A 19121-nucleotide genomic window follows, 5' to 3' on the forward strand; every position below is an offset into this window, starting at 1 on the left:
AGCTACTACTATTGCGAGGACTTAACATCCCCGCATTGCGCACGATGGCGCAACGCGTGATCCATTAATACTAACGCTAACATTGCTTCAGCGATAGGTGTAGCACGAATACCGACACAGGGATCATGACGACCAAAGGTCTCGACCACAACTGGATTTCCTTCTTTATCAATTGAGCGACGAGGTGTTCGTATCGAGGAAGTTGGTTTTATTGCGATCGAAACAGTAATATCTTGCCCGCTAGAAATCCCTCCCAAAATGCCGCCAGAGTTATTCCCAACAAAACCATCCGGCGTTAACTCATCACCATGCTCAGAGCCACGCTGCGCGATGGACTTGAATCCAGCGCCGATCTCAACTCCTTTAACCGCATTAATCCCCATCATGGCATAGGCAATTTCAGCGTCCAGCTTATCGTAAATTGGCTCACCTAAGCCAACAGGCACATTTCTCGCGACAACATCAATGCGCGCACCAATAGAGTCACCGTCTTTACGCAGTGCATCCATATACTCTTCCAGCTGAGTAATGAGTATCGTATCCTCGGTGGCTGCAAAAAAAGGATTTTGTGCGACGAAGTCCCAAGATTCAAAAGGAATTTGGATTTCACCTAACTGGCTCATGCATCCATTAAAAACCGTACCGTACTGCTGAAATAACCATTTTTTTGCTATCGCAGCGGCACCGACAACGGGAGCAGTCAAGCGCGCCGAAGAGCGCCCACCACCACGTGGATCCCGAATGCCGTATTTGTGCCAATAGGTATAATCGGCATGCCCAGGACGAAAGGTCTCGGTTATATTGCCATAATCCTTACTACGCTGATCCTCATTTCGGATGAGCAAGGCAATCGGTGTGCCTGTGGTTTTTCCTTGATAGACACCGGATAAAATTTCTACCGTATCTGATTCTTGTCTTTGCGTGACATGACGCGAAGTGCCAGGTTTGCGCCGATCTAAATCGGGCTGAATATCAGACTCGGATAATTCCAAGCCTGGTGGGCAACCATCAATCACGCATCCTATCGCTGGACCGTGAGATTCGCCAAAGGTTGTTACTGAAAACAAGTTTCCAAAAGTATTACCAGACATAATATTTACAATATAAAATTCAGGAATACGCTCATTTTAACAGCGATAAGGCAGCACAAAACTCGATCAAGCACAGCTTATCAACGGTTTCCACGAAATATGTCTTAAAACTAGCGTGTTGACGACTTAAATAATGATTTTAAGCACATTCTTGTTTTATACTCCATACTGAGACTAGTTGCAGAGCCCTTCTGATCTGCCAACAGTGCCACCTAAAAAGATAAATACATTCTTGGAGTAGTACATCAGATGAGCGCATTGATTCATTCTTCAGAAGATGATCTGGTTTTTTTGGATGAACCGGAGGCAAATGACGCCTCGCCAAGGACAAGACTGGCAAAAAAATGGCGCATCATGATCATCGACGATGATCCTGACGTCCACTCGGCAACCACGTTTGCCTTAGGCAGCCTAGAGATACAACATCGCCCACTCAGTTTTTTACATGCCTATTCTGCCGCTGAAGCCCGCGACATTCTGGCGCATGAAACGGACATAGCGATTATTCTGCTTGATGTTGTCATGGAGCAGGAAGATGCCGGACTACAACTGGTAAGCCATATACGCAAGACCTTAGGCCTATCTGATGTGCGTATTATTCTCCGCACCGGTCAGCCGGGTTATGCCCCAGAAATTGATGCCATCCGCGATTACGATATCAACGACTACAAGACCAAGTCTGAATTAACCCGTACAAAACTTTATACCGCTGTTACCTCCGCGATCCGCTCCTACGAACAAATCTGTGCAATATCGGCGAGTCGTCGTGGCCTTGAATTAATCATCCACGCCAGCACCGAGCTAATGGCGCGACAAGGCTTACAAAACTTCGCCTCTGGCGTGCTGGTGCAACTAGTTGCCCTACTAGGCGGACATACGGAAGGCTTCGTCTGCAGTCAGCAGACAGAGCAGGCGCTAGAATCTTCGCCAGACAGCAGCGCAACAGAAACTGCTGGTCGCTTACAAATACTTGCGAGCACACCAAGCTTCGAGACTTGGGTGGGGCAGAAACTTGATATTGTTGCCGATGCTAAAATTCAGGCCTTGGTGCAGCAAACTTTACTGGCGCGTCACAATATTTACGAGAGCGCGGCGACCATACTGTTTTTTAGTAATGTTGCGCAAAGAGAATTAACTGTCTACATCAATACCGGCTTACACCTCAATGAGATGGACAAGCGCCTGCTCGAGGTGTTCTGCAGCAACGTTTCAGTTGGCCTCGATAACGTGATGTTGAACTCACGTCTGCACAATTATGCGTTTTATGATCCATTAACAGGGTTGGCAAATCGACTAAAACTACTGCAGACTTTAAATGAAACGCTACTATCTCCTTTAAAGCAAGAAACCGCACTTTCACTGATCGACATCGATCATTTTGCAGAGACCAATGATGCCTTAGGCCATCACTTTGGAGATTTACTTCTGTGCGCGGTAGCGCGACGCTTATCCAATCACTTCGGTAATGATTATCAAATATCCCGTGTTGGTAGTGACACTTTTGCCCTGGTTGGTGATGAGAAAAAAGTCTGCCCCGATGAAATTCTCTCTTTATTTACAGCGCCATTCGAGGTTGATAATCAAGACGTGCAATTGTCTGCCACCATAGGACTGATCAAACTAAGTGATTATGAAGGCGATGGATCGGAAGCATTAAAGGATACCAATATTGCCCTTAAACGCGCAAAAGCACATCAACGTTCCGGGCATGCCTATTTTACGCGCGACATGGGTGTAGAGATTCGCGAACGGGTAAGGATGATGCATGCATTGCGCGGCGCCTTTGAAAGCGAGCGTCTGTTTCTGGTGTATCAGCCACAGGTTGACATGCGCACCAAACAAGCGGTAGGTGCCGAGGCCTTATTGCGCTGGAAAACAGAAGAAGGAAAGTTTGTACCGCCCGATCAATTTATTCCAATTGCAGAATACTCTGGTTTAATCGTTGATATTGGCGAATGGGTTTTACGCAGCGCCTGCTTTGAACTCGTGCACCTGCGTAGCCTAGGTCACACCAATTTTCAAATGGCAATTAACGTCTCGCAGGCGCAATTCTCGCACCCCCTCTTTATGCAAACCCTGCATAGAGCACTGCAGGACACGCAAGCGCCACCTGGTTGCATAGAGTTAGAAATTACAGAATCAATGGCAATGAAAGATCCCGAACTACTGATTAAGACCCTGCATCAAATTAAACAATTGGGTATTCGTATCTCTATCGATGACTTCGGTACAGGATTTTCATCCTTAAGCCACTTACAAAAACTCAATGTCGACAAACTCAAAATCGATCGGGCTTTTGTCAATGAGATAGACAGTGCCACCGGTAACGGCAGTATTGCCAAGATGGTGGTGCAATTGGGGCAAAGTCTGGAAATGGCGATCATTGCCGAAGGCGTAGAAACTCAAACCCAGACCGACACCCTACTCTCCTTCGGTTGCCATCTGGCGCAGGGCTACTTATACGCAAAACCTATGACTAGAAATGACCTCTATCCCTGGTTGGAGAATCAAAAAAATAAAGTCTGAGAGTGGCTTTGGCTTTTCAATGACGCAACAGCACAACGAGCACAGCAAAACCGAAAAAAATGAAATGCACGAATGCCCGCTCTCGTGCATTTCCATTTCAAGTGCTACACACTCAACTCGCCACTAGCGCGATTATCTAGTGCGGCGAATCCCCTCGCTTCAGCGCGATGACCATCGCAGCCCTAGCCTTACTTACCGCAGCTTGCGCCACAGCAAGCATTTTAATCATTCTAGCCCTACAATTTTGCAGACTGTCGCAACTGAGTGGCTAAACTTTGCTGAGCGCTTTAGAGTGCCTACATGTACTAAAGTGTCGCACAGTATGCCACTCGTCCCTTTGAGTGGCGAACCAGGATTTTTTGAAAAAGCCCATCATGAATCAAGATACTCTCCAGACCGCCAAAGAGCTCAGCTCCAACTTCCTTATTTGGCTTAGCAAAGCCTTTGATAGCACAGCAACGTGGGTCACCAAATTATCATGGTGGAAATTTTTTATCTTCGCGACCATTACGATTGCCGCTGGCGCAATTATGCAAGATACCTTTTTTACTAAAGAGGAAAGTGTGATTGTCAGCAAAAAACATGGCCCCAAAAAACCTTTGACATCGCAACATACGATAGACGGCGACACCAACGTAGAAATTGATGCTACAGGAATACATATACGCAAAAACAATCCGACTGGCGGCGCTAAGCAGATAGAAATCGATGGCGACGGTGTCCATGTTAGTAAAGGCTCGAGTCGCACAGAGAAATCTCCTGTCACCTCAAGCACGCAGAACGCTCCTAATGTACCTAATGTACCTATTGTACCAAATGCACCTAACGTTCCTAATGCACCTAACGTTCCTAATGCACCTAACGTTCCTAATGCACCTAACGTTCCTAATGCACTTAATGTACCTAACGTTCACAATGTTCCCAACGTTCCTAATGTTCCTAATGTTCCCAACGTTCCTAATGTTCCTAATATGCAAAACACCCCGGGTGTCAGCATAGGAGAAGACGAGATCCACATTAAGATGCCGCCGGAAATAGCGCAAAAAATTAGCGATGAAATCGACGATGCAGTAGCTGACGCAGCCGATCAAGAAGTTCGCAGCTACCAGAAAAAATCATCGCAATGGTTTATTAATTTTGTCCTGCTCGCCATTTTCGGCTTGTTCGGTATGAAAGCTTTAATGGGCGGCAAGGTACGCGCCGAAGAGAAAGCCAAAGAAGCCAACAACAGCGCTGAAAAACAAGCCTTATTGCGCCAAGTCAGCGAAGCGCAAATGCAGATGATGCAGGCCCAGGTAGAACCGCATTTTCTTTTCAATACCTTAGCCTCGGTGGAATATTTAATCGAAACCGATCCACCGCGTGCAGCCGCCATGCAACGTAGTCTGATTTCGTATTTACGCGCGGTTTTGCCGCAGATGCGAGAAAATGCCACCACTACTAACCTCGGGCGTGAAGCCGATATGGTGAGATCCTACCTAGACTTACTCAAGATGCGCATGGAAGAAAGATTAGAGATAGACTTCATCATGCCCGACGGTCTCAGAAGCGCCTCCTTCCCTCCTATGATGCTGCAATCACTGGTAGAAAACGCTATCAAACATGGACTGGAAGTCAAAGCCGAAGGCGGCACGCTGCAATTTAGAGCAGAAGTAGCTCACAATAAATTACGCGTGACAGTCTCAGACACTGGCCTTGGTTTTGGCGCAAAACCCAGTAATGGAACCGGCCTCGGGCTACAAAATATTCGTGAAAGACTCAAGCTTATCTACAAAGAAAAAGCACAGATGATCATCACACCTAACCAACCGACAGGCGTTTGCGTTACCATAGAAATCCCTTACGAATTAGCCAACTAGATCACCCATGCCTACCGCGATTATTGCCGACGATGAAAGAATGATGCGCGACCAGTTACGCTCGCGCCTGGAACAAGTCTGGCCCGAGCTTGAGATACTGGCGGAAGCCAAGAATGGCGAAGAGGCCATACATATGGTCGCGACCCATCAACCAGACTTGATTTTTTTGGACATTAGAATGCCGGTCAAGACCGGACTGGAAGCGGCCAAAGAAATCGGCAATCAAGCCCACGTGGTCTTCATTACCGCCTACGATCAATATGCGATTGAAGCCTTTGACCAGGGCGCGGTGGACTACGTTTTAAAACCAGCCGATGTGGAGCGGCTCGGTCGCACCGTAGCTAGGCTCAAGGCGCGCTTGAGCGTGGCTAGCAGCCCCACGGATATGAGCGCTATGCTGTCACAGTTAGCCAAACAAATGGGTATCGCTGCCAAGCCCAGCTATTTGCAATGGATACAAGCCTCGATAGGACAGGAATTGCGTTTGATTCCAGTGGAAGAAATACTTTTTTTCCAATCCGACGAAAAATACACCCGCGTACAAACCGCTAGTTATGAAGCACTGATACGCAAACCGGTACGCGATTTATGCGAAGAGCTAGACCCAGCCCTATTTTGGCAAATACATCGCTCCACCTTGGTCAACGCCAAGGCCATCGCCGGTGTCGTGCGCGACATGCGCGGCCGCCATCTGGTACAGATCAAAGGTTTAACTGAAAAACTAGAAGTGAGTCGCAGCTTCGTCCATTTATTCAAACAAATGTAAATACAAACAGCAGTACGCCTGATGCGCATATTCCATGCGCTTTTCAGGCATGCCAGCCGTATCAGCTATATTCCATGCGCCTTCTATGATTAACATCAAGAGGTTTTCTCAAAATTATCCCATTCACGGCTATTTTTACTTTGTTGATTACTTGGGTGTCAAGGGTGGGCGTAGCCCAGCGTAGCGAACCCTTGACGCCCAAGTAATCAACATTACGCTGTCGCCGGGTGGTAAGGCGCGCTTTTTGCCTTACCACCATGCTCGCTTTTCAGCGCGTCCTTGACTCCTGTTGGGCATATCTACAGTGACGCTCATTCAAACTCTTTGAAGCTTTCGGTCATCGTTTCGTGAAGCATAGAGCTTCACCACCTTCTATCCGCTGGCTTTTCTACGCCAACCAAATCCTGCATGCGCGTTGCGCTAAGGTGACCTCAATTCCAATAAACCCCATCTCGTATAGGCGGTTGCTGTTGGCAACCAAGGCGCATGGCGGGCTTATTCACTTCAATTCGTTGGTTTGCTCTGTCGCTGCTCCCTTGCTTAACTCTACGCTGCCTTTAACGTCGCCCCGTCTGGAATAACCCCATCCTTCAAATAGCGCCATAAGGCAATCACCAGTCGTCTGGCGACCGCGATGATGGCGATACGTCGGGCGCGTTTATTCAGTCCGCTGCCTTGTGTCCGCTTATCAAACCAGCGCGTCAGTGCGCTTTCCGGCTGGTAGCGTAGCCACATCCACGCCATTTCGACCAGCAAGGCGCGCACACGCCGGTTGCCTTGCTTGCTGATGCCTTGGTCGATATGGCTTTCGCCACTGTCGTAGGGTTGCGGCACCAAGCCTACGCAGGAGCCGACCTGGCGCCGATTGTCGAAATCGCGCCAGAATAATTCGAGCACAATGCGCATCGCACCCACCTTGCCGATGGCCTTGAGCCGGGTCAGAGTGGCGATGCGCTCTTGGGTGCTTTCTGGCAGTTGCTTGACCAGGGCCTTTTCTAACGCCAGCAGTTGCTGCTCGGCCAGCTCCATGCGTACGCTTTCCCGGCGCAGCCGCTGCTGTAACTCGGGCGCTAGTGCGCTGCCGTCGTGACATCTGACGTCACCATCGGCCAGTCGCCTGGCAAAGTGACTATCCATGCTGTCCCAGCAGCCAACGGTGCGCAATAGCTTGCGGATGCGGTCGCGATGTTGTCCGCATTCCTTTTGCAGTTCACCGCGGTCACGTACCAGCTGGCGTTGCGCTTCCGCGGCAGACTCCGGTATCCGGATGACATGCATGCGGTCGCGTTCGCCGCGTAGCCAGGCGCGCAAGCAGGTGAGCAGTTTGATCGTGTCTAAACGGTCGGTCTTGGCACGTCGTGCGTGCCGCTCTACCGGGATGCTGGCCGGATCAATGACTAGCGCTTCATAACCGAGTTGGATGAGCGCTCTGGCGATCCAGAAACCGTCCTGCCCCGCTTCGTACATGACGACCACGCGCAGCGGCTGAGCTAGTCCCCATTTTTGTTTGGTCTCTTCAATCACCGCTACGGCTTGCTCTAGCCGTTTCTGAGCAGCTTCATCGGCAACGGTGTGCATCGCAGGGTGTTCTCGTTTGCTATCGTGCAAGCCTATCTTCCAGCTCGCTTTGGATAATTCAAACGCCACAGCCAAAGTAGTCATCTCTGGCGTAAAATCTGTGATAAGAGTCGATTCCATTTTGATCTCCTTAAATTGATTGTTCGTACTTTTATTTTAGGGGGTAGATTTGGGATCGACTCTTTTTTTTAAATCATAGGATCTGCTAGGCATGGCAAGCCGCAAACCCGCATGCCTATTGCGCACTGGGCCTATGCTCAAAAAAATTCGCATAAAAAAGTTACTGTTCAGCCCACTATGTAGAAAGTCAAAACCACCCAACACAGAGGCACAGAGATTCAAAGAGGAAGCAAGGCAGTTCTCCGTTTTTCTCTGTGTCTCTGTGCCTCCTTTGAGATGTTTTCGTTTTGTTTCTAATAATTTTAGTAGCAGGCTGAACAGTTACATAAAAAAAGCCACTCGACCGCGCAGAGTGGCTTTTTCTTGCAATCAACTAGATCTTACAAAATCTTGGTTCCCAACCACCATGCAATGGCGGCGACAAAGGCTGAAGCAGGGATGGTCAAGAACCAGGCCCATACAATGTTACCAGCCACACCCCAGCGCACTGCCGACATTTTCTGAGCAGATCCTACGCCGACAATCGCACCAGTCACAGTGTGAGTGGTCGACACCGGAATGCCTAAAGCAGTTGCCATAAACAGAGTGATAGCACCACCGGTTTCAGCACAAAAGCCGCCCACCGGTTTAAGTTTAGTGATCTTCTGCCCCATGGTTTTGACGATACGCCAGCCACCAAACAAGGTGCCCAGACCGATCGCTGCATAACAAGAAATAATCACCCATAGCGGTGGCATTTTATCAGCCTGGCTAGAGTAGCCCGCCGAGATCAATAACATCCAGATTATGCCCATGGTTTTTTGCGCATCGTTACCACCATGACCGAGACTAAACATCGAAGCCGACACCAGTTGCAGGCGACGAAACCACTTATCGACCTTCATAGGGGTAGATTTCACAAATAACCAGGATACGATTAACATCATCAAGGATCCCAGGAAAAATCCCAGCAATGGCGAAATCACGATGAAGATGATGGTTTTGTAAAGTCCGGCAGAAATCAAGGCACCAGTGCCCGATTTAGCAACAGCTGCGCCGACCATGCCACCTATCAAGGCGTGTGATGAGGAAGAAGGTATGCCAAAGTACCAGGTAACAAAATTCCAAAACGTGGCGCCCACCAAGGCCCCAAAAATCACGTAGTGATCAACAATTGCCGGGTCTATGGTGCCCTTACCGATGGTGGTCGCTACCGTCAAAGGAAACACCACGATCGCGAGCACATTGAAAAAGGCGGCCATCGCCACCGCTTGTTGCGGCTTGAGTACGCCGGTAGAAACCACGGTGGCAATCGCGTTTGCCGCATCGTGGAAGCCATTCATAAAATCAAATAACAAAGCCAATACCACCAGAAATACGATGACATACATGCTTATATGGAGGGTTTGCATAGGAATCACTTCTCTTTTAAGTTGCGCCGGATCCGACGCAACTAATACTAATCAATACTCTCGTGTAGGTGGCCAGCTGGATACAGCCTGCTACCGCGAAAATTACGCGTTTTCGACGATGATGCCTTCGATGATGTTCGCGACATCTTCACAACGATCGGTGACGGTTTCCAGAATTTCGTAGATCGCTTTAAGTTTGATCAAATTACGCACATCCGGTTCATCACGGAACAGTTTAGACATGGCAGCACGCATGACGTGATCGGCATCCGACTCGAGCCTGTCAATTTCTTCGCAGATTGCCAGAATCTCGCGCGAATTATCCATATTATGGAGCAACCCAACGGCCGCTTTTACCTTCTCGGCACAGGCCAAGCACAACTCAGCCAGACGCTTGGCTTCGGGTGTAATTTCACGAATATCGTAGAGTGAGATCGTTTGCGCAGCATCTTCCAGTAAATCGAGAATATCGTCCATGCGCGTAATGAGCTTATGAATATCATCTCTATCCAAAGGTGTGATGAAGGTTTTATGCAGCAACTCTATCGTATTGTATGTGACAGTGTCTGCTTGTTTTTCTATACCCTCTATCGCATGAACCCGGATTTCCAAGTCGTCAAAATTGGTCATTAATGCGACCATCTCTTTCGATCCTTTGACGCATAACTCAGCATGCTGATTAAATAGGTCAAAGAATTTACCCTCGGTGGGCATGAATCGTCCAAACATTTTTTTCTCACTGAAAATAGAAAATTTCTAGAATTGATCCGAAAAGTACAAGGATCACCTGACTTCCCGGATACTGCTGTAAAACACTTACTACAATTACCAAACACTACAAAATAAAAATGTTATGCGGGGCTCTTCTACACTCGACTACTCAGAGTCACCATAGATAGACAAAGAACCCGTGTAATTATCAAACTTGGTATATTCACCCAAGAAGGTGAGGCGCACGCTACCGATAGGGCCATTACGCTGCTTACCAATAATAATTTCGGCAGTTCCTTTATCAGGTGAATCAGGGTTGTAGACCTGATCGCGATAAATAAACAAAATAACGTCGGCATCTTGTTCAATCGCGCCGGATTCACGCAAATCTGACATCACCGGGCGCTTATTCGGGCGCTGCTCCAAAGAACGATTCAACTGCGACAGCGCAATCACTGGGCACTGCAATTCTTTCGCTAAGCCTTTTAAGCTTCGGGAAATTTCAGAAATTTCTGTGGCACGATTCTCACCTTGGGTATTACCCGACATCAACTGCAAGTAATCGATCACGATCAAACCGAGTTTGCCACATTGCCTGGCCAAACGACGGGAACGGGCACGTAATTCTATAGAACTGAGCGCAGGTGTCTCATCGATGTACAACTGGGCGTCATTCATTTTTTGTATTGCGTGTGTCAGGCGCGGCCAATCCTCATCAATCAAGCGACCGGTACGCAACCGATGCTGATCCAAACGGCCAACCGAACCTAGCATACGCATGGCCAACTGGGCGCCGCCCATCTCCATCGAGAACACCGCCACGGGCAAGCCGCTTTCAATTGCCACCGTCTCTGCGATATTGATAGAAAACGCCGTTTTTCCCATGGAAGGACGACCCGCAACGATGATCAAGTCACCAGGCTGCAAGCCCGAGGTCATTTTATCGAGATCAGTAAAGCCAGTAGGCACACCGGTAATATCACTGGTGTGATCACGGTTATACAACTCATCAATACGTTCGACTACCTGGGTCAATAAGGGCTGAATCGCGTTAAAACCTTGGGCGCCACGCGAGCCCTCTTCGGCAATGGCAAAAATTTTTGACTCTGCCTCGTCCAGCATTTGCTTGACTTCTTTACCCTGAGGATTGAAGGCTTGGCCAGCGATCTCATCAGACACCGTTATCAGCTTACGCAAGACCCCCCTATCCCGCACGATTTCGGCATAACGACGGATATTCGCTGCCGACGGCGTATTTTGCGCCAATGCGTTGAGGTAACTCAAACCGCCCGCATCCTCTGCTTTATTGATGGCAGTGAGCGCATCAAAGACGGTAATCACATCGGCGGGGCGCGAAGCATTAATCAGCTTGACGATAGCCTGGAAAATAATGCGATGATCATAGCGATAAAAATCACCCTCATTAATAAAGTCGGCGATTCTATCCCAGGCGGCGTTATCCAACAACAAGCCCCCAAAACAGATTGCTCTGATTCTATGGAGTGTGGCGGGATGCGAAGATTATCTAACTGCGGATCGGAAGGTGCTTTCATGGCGCGCATTATACCTTTTTATTTGCCTTGAAAAGCAAGTGAAAGTGCGCCTGAACTAGCCTAATTTTCGAGAGAAGAAAGATGCGTCACAACAAAAAATTATGCAACACCTAATTGACAAATTACGGAAAAAATTAGCCGGATTTCCAACGCAAAAAAAAGCGTAGTCTATTGCGCGAAATCAAAAATAAAAATAAAAAAAGCCGGGAACACCCGGCTTTTTTTTAAAGCAAGCGCTAATTAAGCGTGTTCGCCCAATACTGCAACGATGACATCAACTACAACATCAGTGTGCAATGCAACTGATACAGCGTGATCGCCAGCAGTCTTCAAAGGACCCAATGGCAAACGCACTTGAGATTTCTCAACTGCGAAACCTTGCTTAGTCAAAGCATCAGCGATGTCTGAATTGGTTACAGAACCAAACAAACGACCATCAACGCCAGACTTTTGCGAGATTTGAACTGTCAAACCACTCAATTTTTCGCCTTGTGCTTGCGCAGCGGCCAATTTAGCAGCTGCTGCTTTTTCCAACTCTGCGCGCTTCGCTTCGAATTCAGCGATTGCGGCTGCAGTTGCACGGCGAGCCATACGTTGTGGAATCAAAAAGTTACGTGCATAACCATCTTTAACACGAACTACATCACCCAGATTGCCGAGATTAACGACTTTATCCATCAAAATAATTTGCATATTCTTCTCCTATTACGCTGTATGCAGATCAGTGTACGGCAGCAACGCGAGGTAGCGTGCACGCTTGATCGCTGTATCAACTTGACGTTGGTACAAGGCTACAGTGCCAGTCAAACGTGCTGGCATGATTTTGCCGTTTTCTTGCACGAAGTCTTTCAGTGTATCGATGTCTTTATAATCAACTGCAGCTACGTGTCCTGCTGAAAAGCGGCAAAACTTCTTGCGCTTGAACAAAGGATTTTGTTGCTGACGCTTTTGCTTCAGTTTGCTTTTATCAAATTTTTTACCGAATGCCATTTTAGGCTCCTAATCTAGTAAAGGTGTCTCGAACTCATTTTCCTGAAAATCAGTGATATGAAAAACGAGACTTTTGCTGTTGCGATTTTTACGCGCTAAAAAACCCGTGAATAACATCGTGACTCCCAATTGTATTTCCAGGAATCGCTTAGAAATCGTACCTGCAGCGATTGCAGTGATTTCAAATTCAACCTGGCGCTGGGTGCTCGCCTGTTCTTGCTTAGAGTAATGCATCAGTACTGCAGTTGCTATCGGAATTCCGGCTGGTGTATAACGCAGCGCTGATTTTTCTGCAATGCTAGCGACGACTTTAAGCTCATTCACAAATAATTACGCGTCCTTCGTTAAAACTATTAAGCTGCAGGTGCTTCAACGCGTTGCGTCTTAGCTGCATCTTCTTTCTGAACTGCTTTCATCATTGGAGATGGCGCTGTTTCAGCTTTTTTCAGTTTAACTGTGAGGTGACGCAGAACGGCATCGTTAAATTTGAATGCTGTTTCCAACTCAAGCAAAGTCTCAGCATCGCACTCTATGTTCATGCAAACATAGTGAGCTTTAGCCAATTTTTGAACGACGTAAGCCAGTTGACGGCGACCCCAGTCTTCCACGCGATGGATTTGACCACCACGTGTAGTAACGCTAGCTTTGTAGCGTTCGATCATTGCAGGCACTTGCTCGCTTTGATCAGGGTGTACGATAAATACTATTTCATAATGACGCATATATTCTCCTTGTGGACAATAAAAAGATGCCCGCCTCGGCGTCAAGACGAGTGCGGGAAGAGGAAAGCCGACAATAGTAACCGATTTTCAAGCTTTGCACAATTAGTTCTAGGAGCAAAAGCGACTCGGTTGCCGCGTGCACAAATGAAATAGCAGTCAAATCACTTATTCCATATTTTTTGCAGGTTTTCCTTGCATAAGTGACTTCACTGTATAAAAATACAGTCTGCATATACATACAGCTAATTGAAAGAACCACCATGCTGAAACTGACCGCCCGCCAAGAGCAGATTCTCAACCTGATCAAGGATGCCATACAAAACACAGGCTTCCCCCCAACCCGCGCAGAAATCGCAACAGAACTTGGATTTCGCTCGACCAATGCGGCCGAAGAACACTTGCAGGCACTGGCGCGCAAAGGCGTCATCGAAATCGCAGCCGGTACCTCGCGCGGCATACGCCTATTAGAATCCGAGTTATCCAGCCACATGCCAGGAATACAAATGGCATTGCCGCATCCTGCGCTGATGCAATTGAGCTTACCCTTGGTTGGCAGAGTAGCTGCAGGGTCACCCATCCTAGCGACCGAACATGTAGAGGCCACCTATAACGTGGATCCTGCACTGTTTTCTGCCAAACCGGATTTTCTACTAAAAGTACGCGGTCTGTCGATGCGTGACGCTGGCATTTTGGATGGCGATCTATTGGCAGTAAAAAAATCTGATACGGCGCGTAACGGACAAATCGTAGTTGCGAGACTAGGCGACGATGTGACAGTAAAACGCTACAAAAAAACCAGCGCCGGCATAGAATTAATCCCAGAAAATCCAGACTATCCAATTATCAAAGTGAGCGACACCGAAACCGACTTCTCACTCGAAGGATTGGCGGTTGGCTTATTACGCAGCTGGTCGTAACAAGCAAGGCGCCAAGACGCAGTATCCATGCGGCTTCCAGCCTAGCTTGCCTGGAAGCCGCATGGATACTGCGCGCTGAGCATGGCTGTTTAAAAATCGCCAGCCACCAAATAGAAGCATGCCCATAAAAAAACGCCCGAGAATTTATCGGGCGTTTTTTTAAATTGATGCCAGCTGCAATAAAGCAACTGGCCCAACATCACATCAGTGTTTAATGGCCGAAGCCTCGATCGCCGCATCTGGTTTCGCAGTCGCAGCAAGTGCGACATCCTCATCCGTCAAGGCAACAGGTTGACGCTCCAAGGCAATTTCCAAGACTTTATCAATCCAACGCACCGGGATAATTTCCAGTTTATTTTTAACGTTGTCCGGAATATCGGTCAAATCTTTCGCATTTTCCTCAGGTATTAGCACTGTCTTGATGCCGCCGCGATGCGCTGCCAGTAACTTCTCTTTTAGCCCACCAATAGGCAAAACTTCACCTCTCAGGGTAATTTCACCCGTCATCGCCACATCAGCCCGTACTGGTATGCCTGTAAAGATAGAGACCAAAGCGGTAGTCATAGCTATACCCGCTGAAGGACCATCCTTCGGCGTTGCACCTTCGGGAACGTGGATATGGATATCACTCTTCTCAAACACGTCGGCTTTAATACCCAGGCGCTTAGCACGGCTACGCACCACCGTGCGAGCAGCCTCGATCGACTCTTTCATGACATCACCCAATGTACCGGTGCGTATCACGCCGCCCTTACCAGGCATCGCTACCGCCTCTATGGTCAATAAATCGCCACCAACCTCAGTCCACGCCAAGCCAACCACTTGACCGACCTGATTATCTTTGACCGCCACCCCGAAATCATAACGACGCACACCGAGGTATTTGTCGATATTTTTCGAATTGATAGTCGCCTTCTTTTCGGTCTTTTTGAGCAGCAACATCTTCACGACCTTGCGGCAGATCTTGGAGATTTCGCGCTCTAGCGAACGCACGCCAGCTTCACGCGTGTAATAACGAATGATGTCGCGGATCGCTGTTTCTGCGATCGTAATCTCTTCTTCCTTCAAACCGTTATTTTTGATCTGCTTAGGCAATAAATAACGCTGCGCGATACTGGTCTTTTCATCCTCAGTGTAACCGGACAAACGTATCACTTCCATCCTATCCAATAAAGCCGCAGGAATATTGTAAGAGTTGGACGTAGCCACAAACATCACATCTGACAAATCAAAATCGACCTCGATGTAATGATCCGAGAAAGTATGATTCTGCTCAGGATCCAAGACCTCCAACAAAGCGGAGGATGGATCACCGCGGAAATCAGCCCCCATCTTATCGACTTCATCGAGCAAGAATAAAGGATTGCGCACCCCGACCTTCGCCAAGCTTTGTAAAATTTTGCCTGGCATAGAGCCGATATAGGTGCGGCGATGTCCACGGATCTCGGCCTCATCTCTAACGCCACCTAACGCCATACGCACGAATTTACGATTGGTAGCACGGGCAATAGATTGCCCCAAAGAAGTTTTACCGACACCTGGAGGGCCGACGAAACAAAGTATCGGTGCTTTTAACTTGTCGACGCGCTGTTGTACGGCGAGATACTCCAAGATGCGTTCTTTAACCTTATCCAGACCGTAATGATCGTCTTCCAATACTTTTTCAGCATTGGTTAAATCATTGTTCACCTTCGATTTTTTCTTCCAAGGCAAATTCACGACGGTGTCTATGTAGTTACGCACCACGGTCGCTTCAGCCGACATGGGCGACATCATTTTGAGTTTTTTCAACTCATTCATCGCCTTATCGCGCGCCTCTTTAGGCATTTTCGCAGCAACAATTTTTTTCTCGAGTTCATCAATATCCGCGCCCTCTTCGCCTTCGCCCAGCTCTTTTTGAATCGCCTTTACTTGCTCATTCAAATAGTACTCACGCTGCGACTTTTCCATCTGGCGCTTAACACGCCCACGGATGCGCTTCTCGACCTGCAAGATATCTAGCTCGCCCTCCAACTGCCCCAGCAAATGCTCAAGACGTTTTGCGACACTGAAGATCTCCAGTATCACTTGCTTCTGCTCTAGCTTCAAAGGCAGATGCGCCGCAATGGTATCGCCTAAGCGCCCAGCATCGTCAATCCCGGACAAAGATGCCAGAATTTCAGGAGGAATTTTTTTGTTTAATTTAACGTATTGATCGAATTGCTGGACTATAGCCCGGCGCATTCCTTCGATTTCGCTATCATCGCCAACTTCGGTTTCAACCGGTGTTAAATCCGCGGTAAAGTGCGATTCGGTCTCTGTGATTTTATGAATCCGCGCACGTTGCACGCCTTCAACCAGTACTTTTACTGTGCCGTCTGGCAATTTCAACATTTGCAGAATATTGGCAATACAACCAATTTCATAAATATCATCAGCAGAAGGTTCATCTTTGGCTGCGGCCTTTTGCGCCGCAAGCATGATACTCTTACCTTGCTCCATTGCAGCTTCTAAAGCCTTAATCGACTTAGGGCGACCAACAAAGAGGGGAATGACCATATGCGGAAACACGACAACGTCGCGTAAAGGCAATAGGGGCAATTCAGTTCGTTCTGTAATTATGGAAGTTGTCATGGCGCACCTTTTTCAAAATTTCTAACAGTTAGATTGGCGCACTAGGCCAAAACACAAGCCCGTCATCCAAAAAACAATAAAAAAAGCCACGCAGAGAGGGCTCCGTGCAGCTTTTTTCAATTGAAGCCTGAATTTTATTATTTAAACAAATTGTACCGCTAATTTAATTTGGCGGCCGGCAAAAAATTTACGGCTTCATATTTCACAATTAAGATTTAGCACCAGAAACTTTTGGTTGCTCATCATAAATCAATAGCGGCTTAGCGCCGTTTGCAATGGTGTTTTCATCAATCACCACCTTAACGACATTTTGCTCGTTTGGCAATTCGTACATAATATCAAGGAGAGCATGCTCGAGAATAGAGCGCAGACCACGCGCGCCGGTCTTACGCGCAATGGCTTTTTTGGCGATCGCTTGCAATGCCGCAGGGCGGATCTCCAACTCTGCGCCCTCCATTTCCAATAATTTTGAATATTGCTTAATTAAGGCATTTTTTGGCTCAAGCAAAATCTGGATAAGTGCAGCTTCATCCAATTCATTGAGCGTTGCGATCACAGGAAGGCGACCGACCAACTCAGGAATTAAACCAAACTTAATCAAATCTTGCGGCTCAGCATCCTGCATGATTTGACTGGCACTCTTTTCCGTTTGACTCTTCACACTTGCAGAGAAGCCGATACTACTGCGCTCAGAGCGATCAGAGATAACCTTGGCCAAGCCGTCAAAGGCACCACCGCAAATGAACATGATGTTGGTCGTATCAATTTGTATAAAATCCTGATTTGGATGCTTACGCCCGCCTTGCGGTGGCACAGACGCCATCGTACCCTCAATCAACTTCAGCAAAGCTTGCTGTACGCCCTCACCAGAAACGTCACGGGTAATAGAAGGATTATCAGATTTACGTGAAATTTTATCGATTTCATCAATATAGACTATACCCTTTTGCGCACGCTCCACTTCATAATTGCAATTTTGTAGCAATTTTTGAATGATATTCTCTACGTCTTCACCGACATAACCAGCTTCTGTCAAGGTGGTTGCATCCGCGATCACGAACGGCACATTCAGCATGCGCGCTAAGGTCTGGGCCAATAAGGTTTTACCAGATCCAGTCGGGCCAACTAATAAAATATTACTCTTTGACAGCTCAACATCATCTTTTTTGCCTAGATGTTTGAGGCGCTTGTAATGGTTATATACCGCCACTGCCAGAATTTTTTTCGCATTAGTTTGCCCGATCACATACTGATCAAGCAATCCCGTAATTTCAGATGGCGTAGGTAATTCGGTCTTGGCACTGGCAATCGTATCGAGGCTACTGATCTCATCAGTAATGATGTCATTGCAAAGATCGATGCATTCATCGCAAATAAATACAGATGGCCCAGCAATCAGTTTTTTAACCTCATGTTGGCTCTTGCCACAAAATGAGCAATAAAGCAGTTTTTCGCCAGTGGAGGATTTTTTATCGGGCATGGTGCGGAATATTATTTAACGGAGTGGATGTAATATTACCTGCAAATTCATGATTCGTCATGAAGAGATACAGGCATCGTTGCGATGGTCGACTAATTATAGGGCGGAATAGAAAAACGCCCGCAACTCAAAGATGCGGGCGTTTTTGGATATTTCAATTCATCAAGAACGATGAGTCAATACTTTATCGATCAAACCATATTCTGCAGCAGACTCTGCAGACATAAAGTTATCGCGCTCAGTATCTTTAGCAATCTGCTCTATGGTCTGGCCAGTTTTTTCAGCCAAAATACCATTCAGACGTTCACGCAAATACAAAATTTCTCGTGCTTGTATCTCAATATCCGTCGCCTGTCCCTGTGCGCCACCGGAAGGCTGATGAATCATGATGCGCGAATTTGGCAGGGAAAAACGCTTCCCCTTGGTGCCTGCGGCGAGCAAAAAAGCTCCCATAGAGGCGGCCAAACCAGTACACAAGGTTGACACGTCTGGCTTAATGAATTGCATGGTATCAAAAATCGCCATACCAGCCGAAACGGAACCGCCTGGTGAGTTAATGTAGAAAGAAATATCCTTATCAGGATTTTCGCTCTCCAAAAACAACATCTGAGCAACGATCAAATTTGCGGCATGGTCATTGACAGGACCAACCAAAAAAATCACACGTTCTTTAAGCAAGCGGGAATAAATATCGTAAGAACGCTCCCCACGACCACTTTGCTCCACCACCATTGGCACCATTCCTAGCATATTGGTGTCCAACGCAGAATTACGGATGATACCTGTCATGTGATTTCCTTATTA

Annotated in this window: 15 protein-coding genes and 1 pseudogene; 4 read left to right on the forward strand and 12 right to left on the reverse strand. The window is 47.5% G+C overall.

The window, feature by feature from the left end; all coding sequences use genetic code 11:
• Positions 1-8: 8 nt before the first annotated feature.
• The gene (gene aroC / locus EJN92_RS01190) at positions 9-1091 is read right to left on the reverse strand and encodes a chorismate synthase (protein ID WP_126126162.1); all 1083 of its coding nucleotides are present in this window, start codon (positions 1089-1091) and stop codon (positions 9-11) included.
• Positions 1092-1340: 249 nt separating this feature from the next.
• On the opposite strand from aroC, the gene EJN92_RS01195 reads away from it, so the two are divergent.
• From EJN92_RS01195 to EJN92_RS01205, 3 genes are all read left to right on the forward strand, one after another.
• A complete protein-coding gene (locus tag EJN92_RS01195; protein ID WP_170174844.1) occupies positions 1341-3617 on the forward strand; it encodes an EAL domain-containing response regulator in 2277 nt (758 codons plus the stop codon).
• 374 nt (positions 3618-3991) lie between these two features.
• Complete coding sequence (locus tag EJN92_RS01200) at positions 3992-5476, forward strand: sensor histidine kinase (RefSeq protein ID WP_126126163.1); 1485 nt, start codon at positions 3992-3994, stop codon at positions 5474-5476.
• A gap of 7 nt (positions 5477-5483) precedes the next feature.
• Positions 5484-6242, forward strand: a complete 759-nt coding sequence (locus EJN92_RS01205) for a LytR/AlgR family response regulator transcription factor (RefSeq protein WP_126126164.1) — start codon at positions 5484-5486, stop codon at positions 6240-6242.
• A gap of 546 nt (positions 6243-6788) precedes the next feature.
• On the opposite strand, the gene EJN92_RS01210 is transcribed toward EJN92_RS01205, so the two are convergent.
• The 8 genes and pseudogenes from EJN92_RS01210 to rpsF all read right to left on the reverse strand — a co-directional run bounded on the left by EJN92_RS01210 (position 6789) and on the right by rpsF (position 13307).
• On the reverse strand, positions 6789-7940 hold the full coding sequence (locus EJN92_RS01210) for an IS110 family RNA-guided transposase (RefSeq protein ID WP_126126165.1): 1152 nt from the start codon (positions 7938-7940) through the stop codon (positions 6789-6791).
• 380 nt (positions 7941-8320) lie between these two features.
• The gene (locus EJN92_RS01215) at positions 8321-9331 is read right to left on the reverse strand and encodes an inorganic phosphate transporter (protein WP_126126166.1); all 1011 of its coding nucleotides are present in this window, start codon (positions 9329-9331) and stop codon (positions 8321-8323) included.
• 102 nt (positions 9332-9433) lie between these two features.
• On the reverse strand, positions 9434-10060 hold the full coding sequence (locus tag EJN92_RS01220) for a DUF47 domain-containing protein (protein WP_126126167.1): 627 nt from the start codon (positions 10058-10060) through the stop codon (positions 9434-9436).
• A gap of 147 nt (positions 10061-10207) precedes the next feature.
• A pseudogene (locus EJN92_RS01225) lies at positions 10208-11595 on the reverse strand (replicative DNA helicase).
• A 240-nt stretch (positions 11596-11835) separates the two neighbouring features.
• Positions 11836-12288 carry a 50S ribosomal protein L9 gene (rplI, locus tag EJN92_RS01230; RefSeq protein WP_126126168.1) on the reverse strand — a complete coding sequence of 151 codons (453 nt, stop codon included), beginning with the start codon at positions 12286-12288 and terminating at the stop codon, positions 11836-11838.
• Between the two features lie 12 nt (positions 12289-12300).
• Positions 12301-12585 carry a 30S ribosomal protein S18 gene (gene rpsR, locus EJN92_RS01235; protein WP_126126169.1) on the reverse strand — a complete coding sequence of 95 codons (285 nt, stop codon included), beginning with the start codon at positions 12583-12585 and terminating at the stop codon, positions 12301-12303.
• 9 nt (positions 12586-12594) lie between these two features.
• Positions 12595-12909 (reverse strand): primosomal replication protein N, encoded by a 315-nt coding sequence (gene priB / locus EJN92_RS01240; protein ID WP_126126170.1) that lies wholly within the window; start codon positions 12907-12909, stop codon positions 12595-12597.
• 29 nt (positions 12910-12938) lie between these two features.
• Positions 12939-13307, reverse strand: coding sequence for a 30S ribosomal protein S6 (rpsF, locus tag EJN92_RS01245; RefSeq protein WP_126126171.1), 369 nt, complete (start codon positions 13305-13307; stop codon positions 12939-12941).
• Positions 13308-13567: 260 nt separating this feature from the next.
• Between rpsF and lexA the strand changes: the two genes are divergently transcribed.
• Positions 13568-14224 (forward strand): transcriptional repressor LexA, encoded by a 657-nt coding sequence (gene lexA / locus EJN92_RS01250; RefSeq protein WP_126126172.1) that lies wholly within the window; start codon positions 13568-13570, stop codon positions 14222-14224.
• Positions 14225-14428: 204 nt separating this feature from the next.
• Here the strand turns inward: lexA and lon are convergent, their stop codons facing one another.
• From lon to clpP, 3 genes are all read right to left on the reverse strand, one after another.
• Positions 14429-16837, reverse strand: a complete 2409-nt coding sequence (lon, locus tag EJN92_RS01255) for an endopeptidase La (RefSeq protein ID WP_126126173.1) — start codon at positions 16835-16837, stop codon at positions 14429-14431.
• A gap of 208 nt (positions 16838-17045) precedes the next feature.
• Positions 17046-18317: an ATP-dependent Clp protease ATP-binding subunit ClpX gene (gene clpX, locus EJN92_RS01260; protein WP_126126174.1), complete on the reverse strand. Its 1272-nt coding sequence runs from the start codon at positions 18315-18317 to the stop codon at positions 17046-17048.
• A gap of 162 nt (positions 18318-18479) precedes the next feature.
• Positions 18480-19106 carry an ATP-dependent Clp endopeptidase proteolytic subunit ClpP gene (clpP, locus tag EJN92_RS01265; protein WP_126126175.1) on the reverse strand — a complete coding sequence of 209 codons (627 nt, stop codon included), beginning with the start codon at positions 19104-19106 and terminating at the stop codon, positions 18480-18482.
• Between the last annotated feature and the right edge of the window lie 15 nt (positions 19107-19121).

The sequence above is a fragment of the Undibacterium parvum genome (assembly GCF_003955735.1).
GTDB classification, from domain to species: Bacteria; Pseudomonadota; Gammaproteobacteria; order Burkholderiales; family Burkholderiaceae_D; genus Undibacterium; species Undibacterium parvum.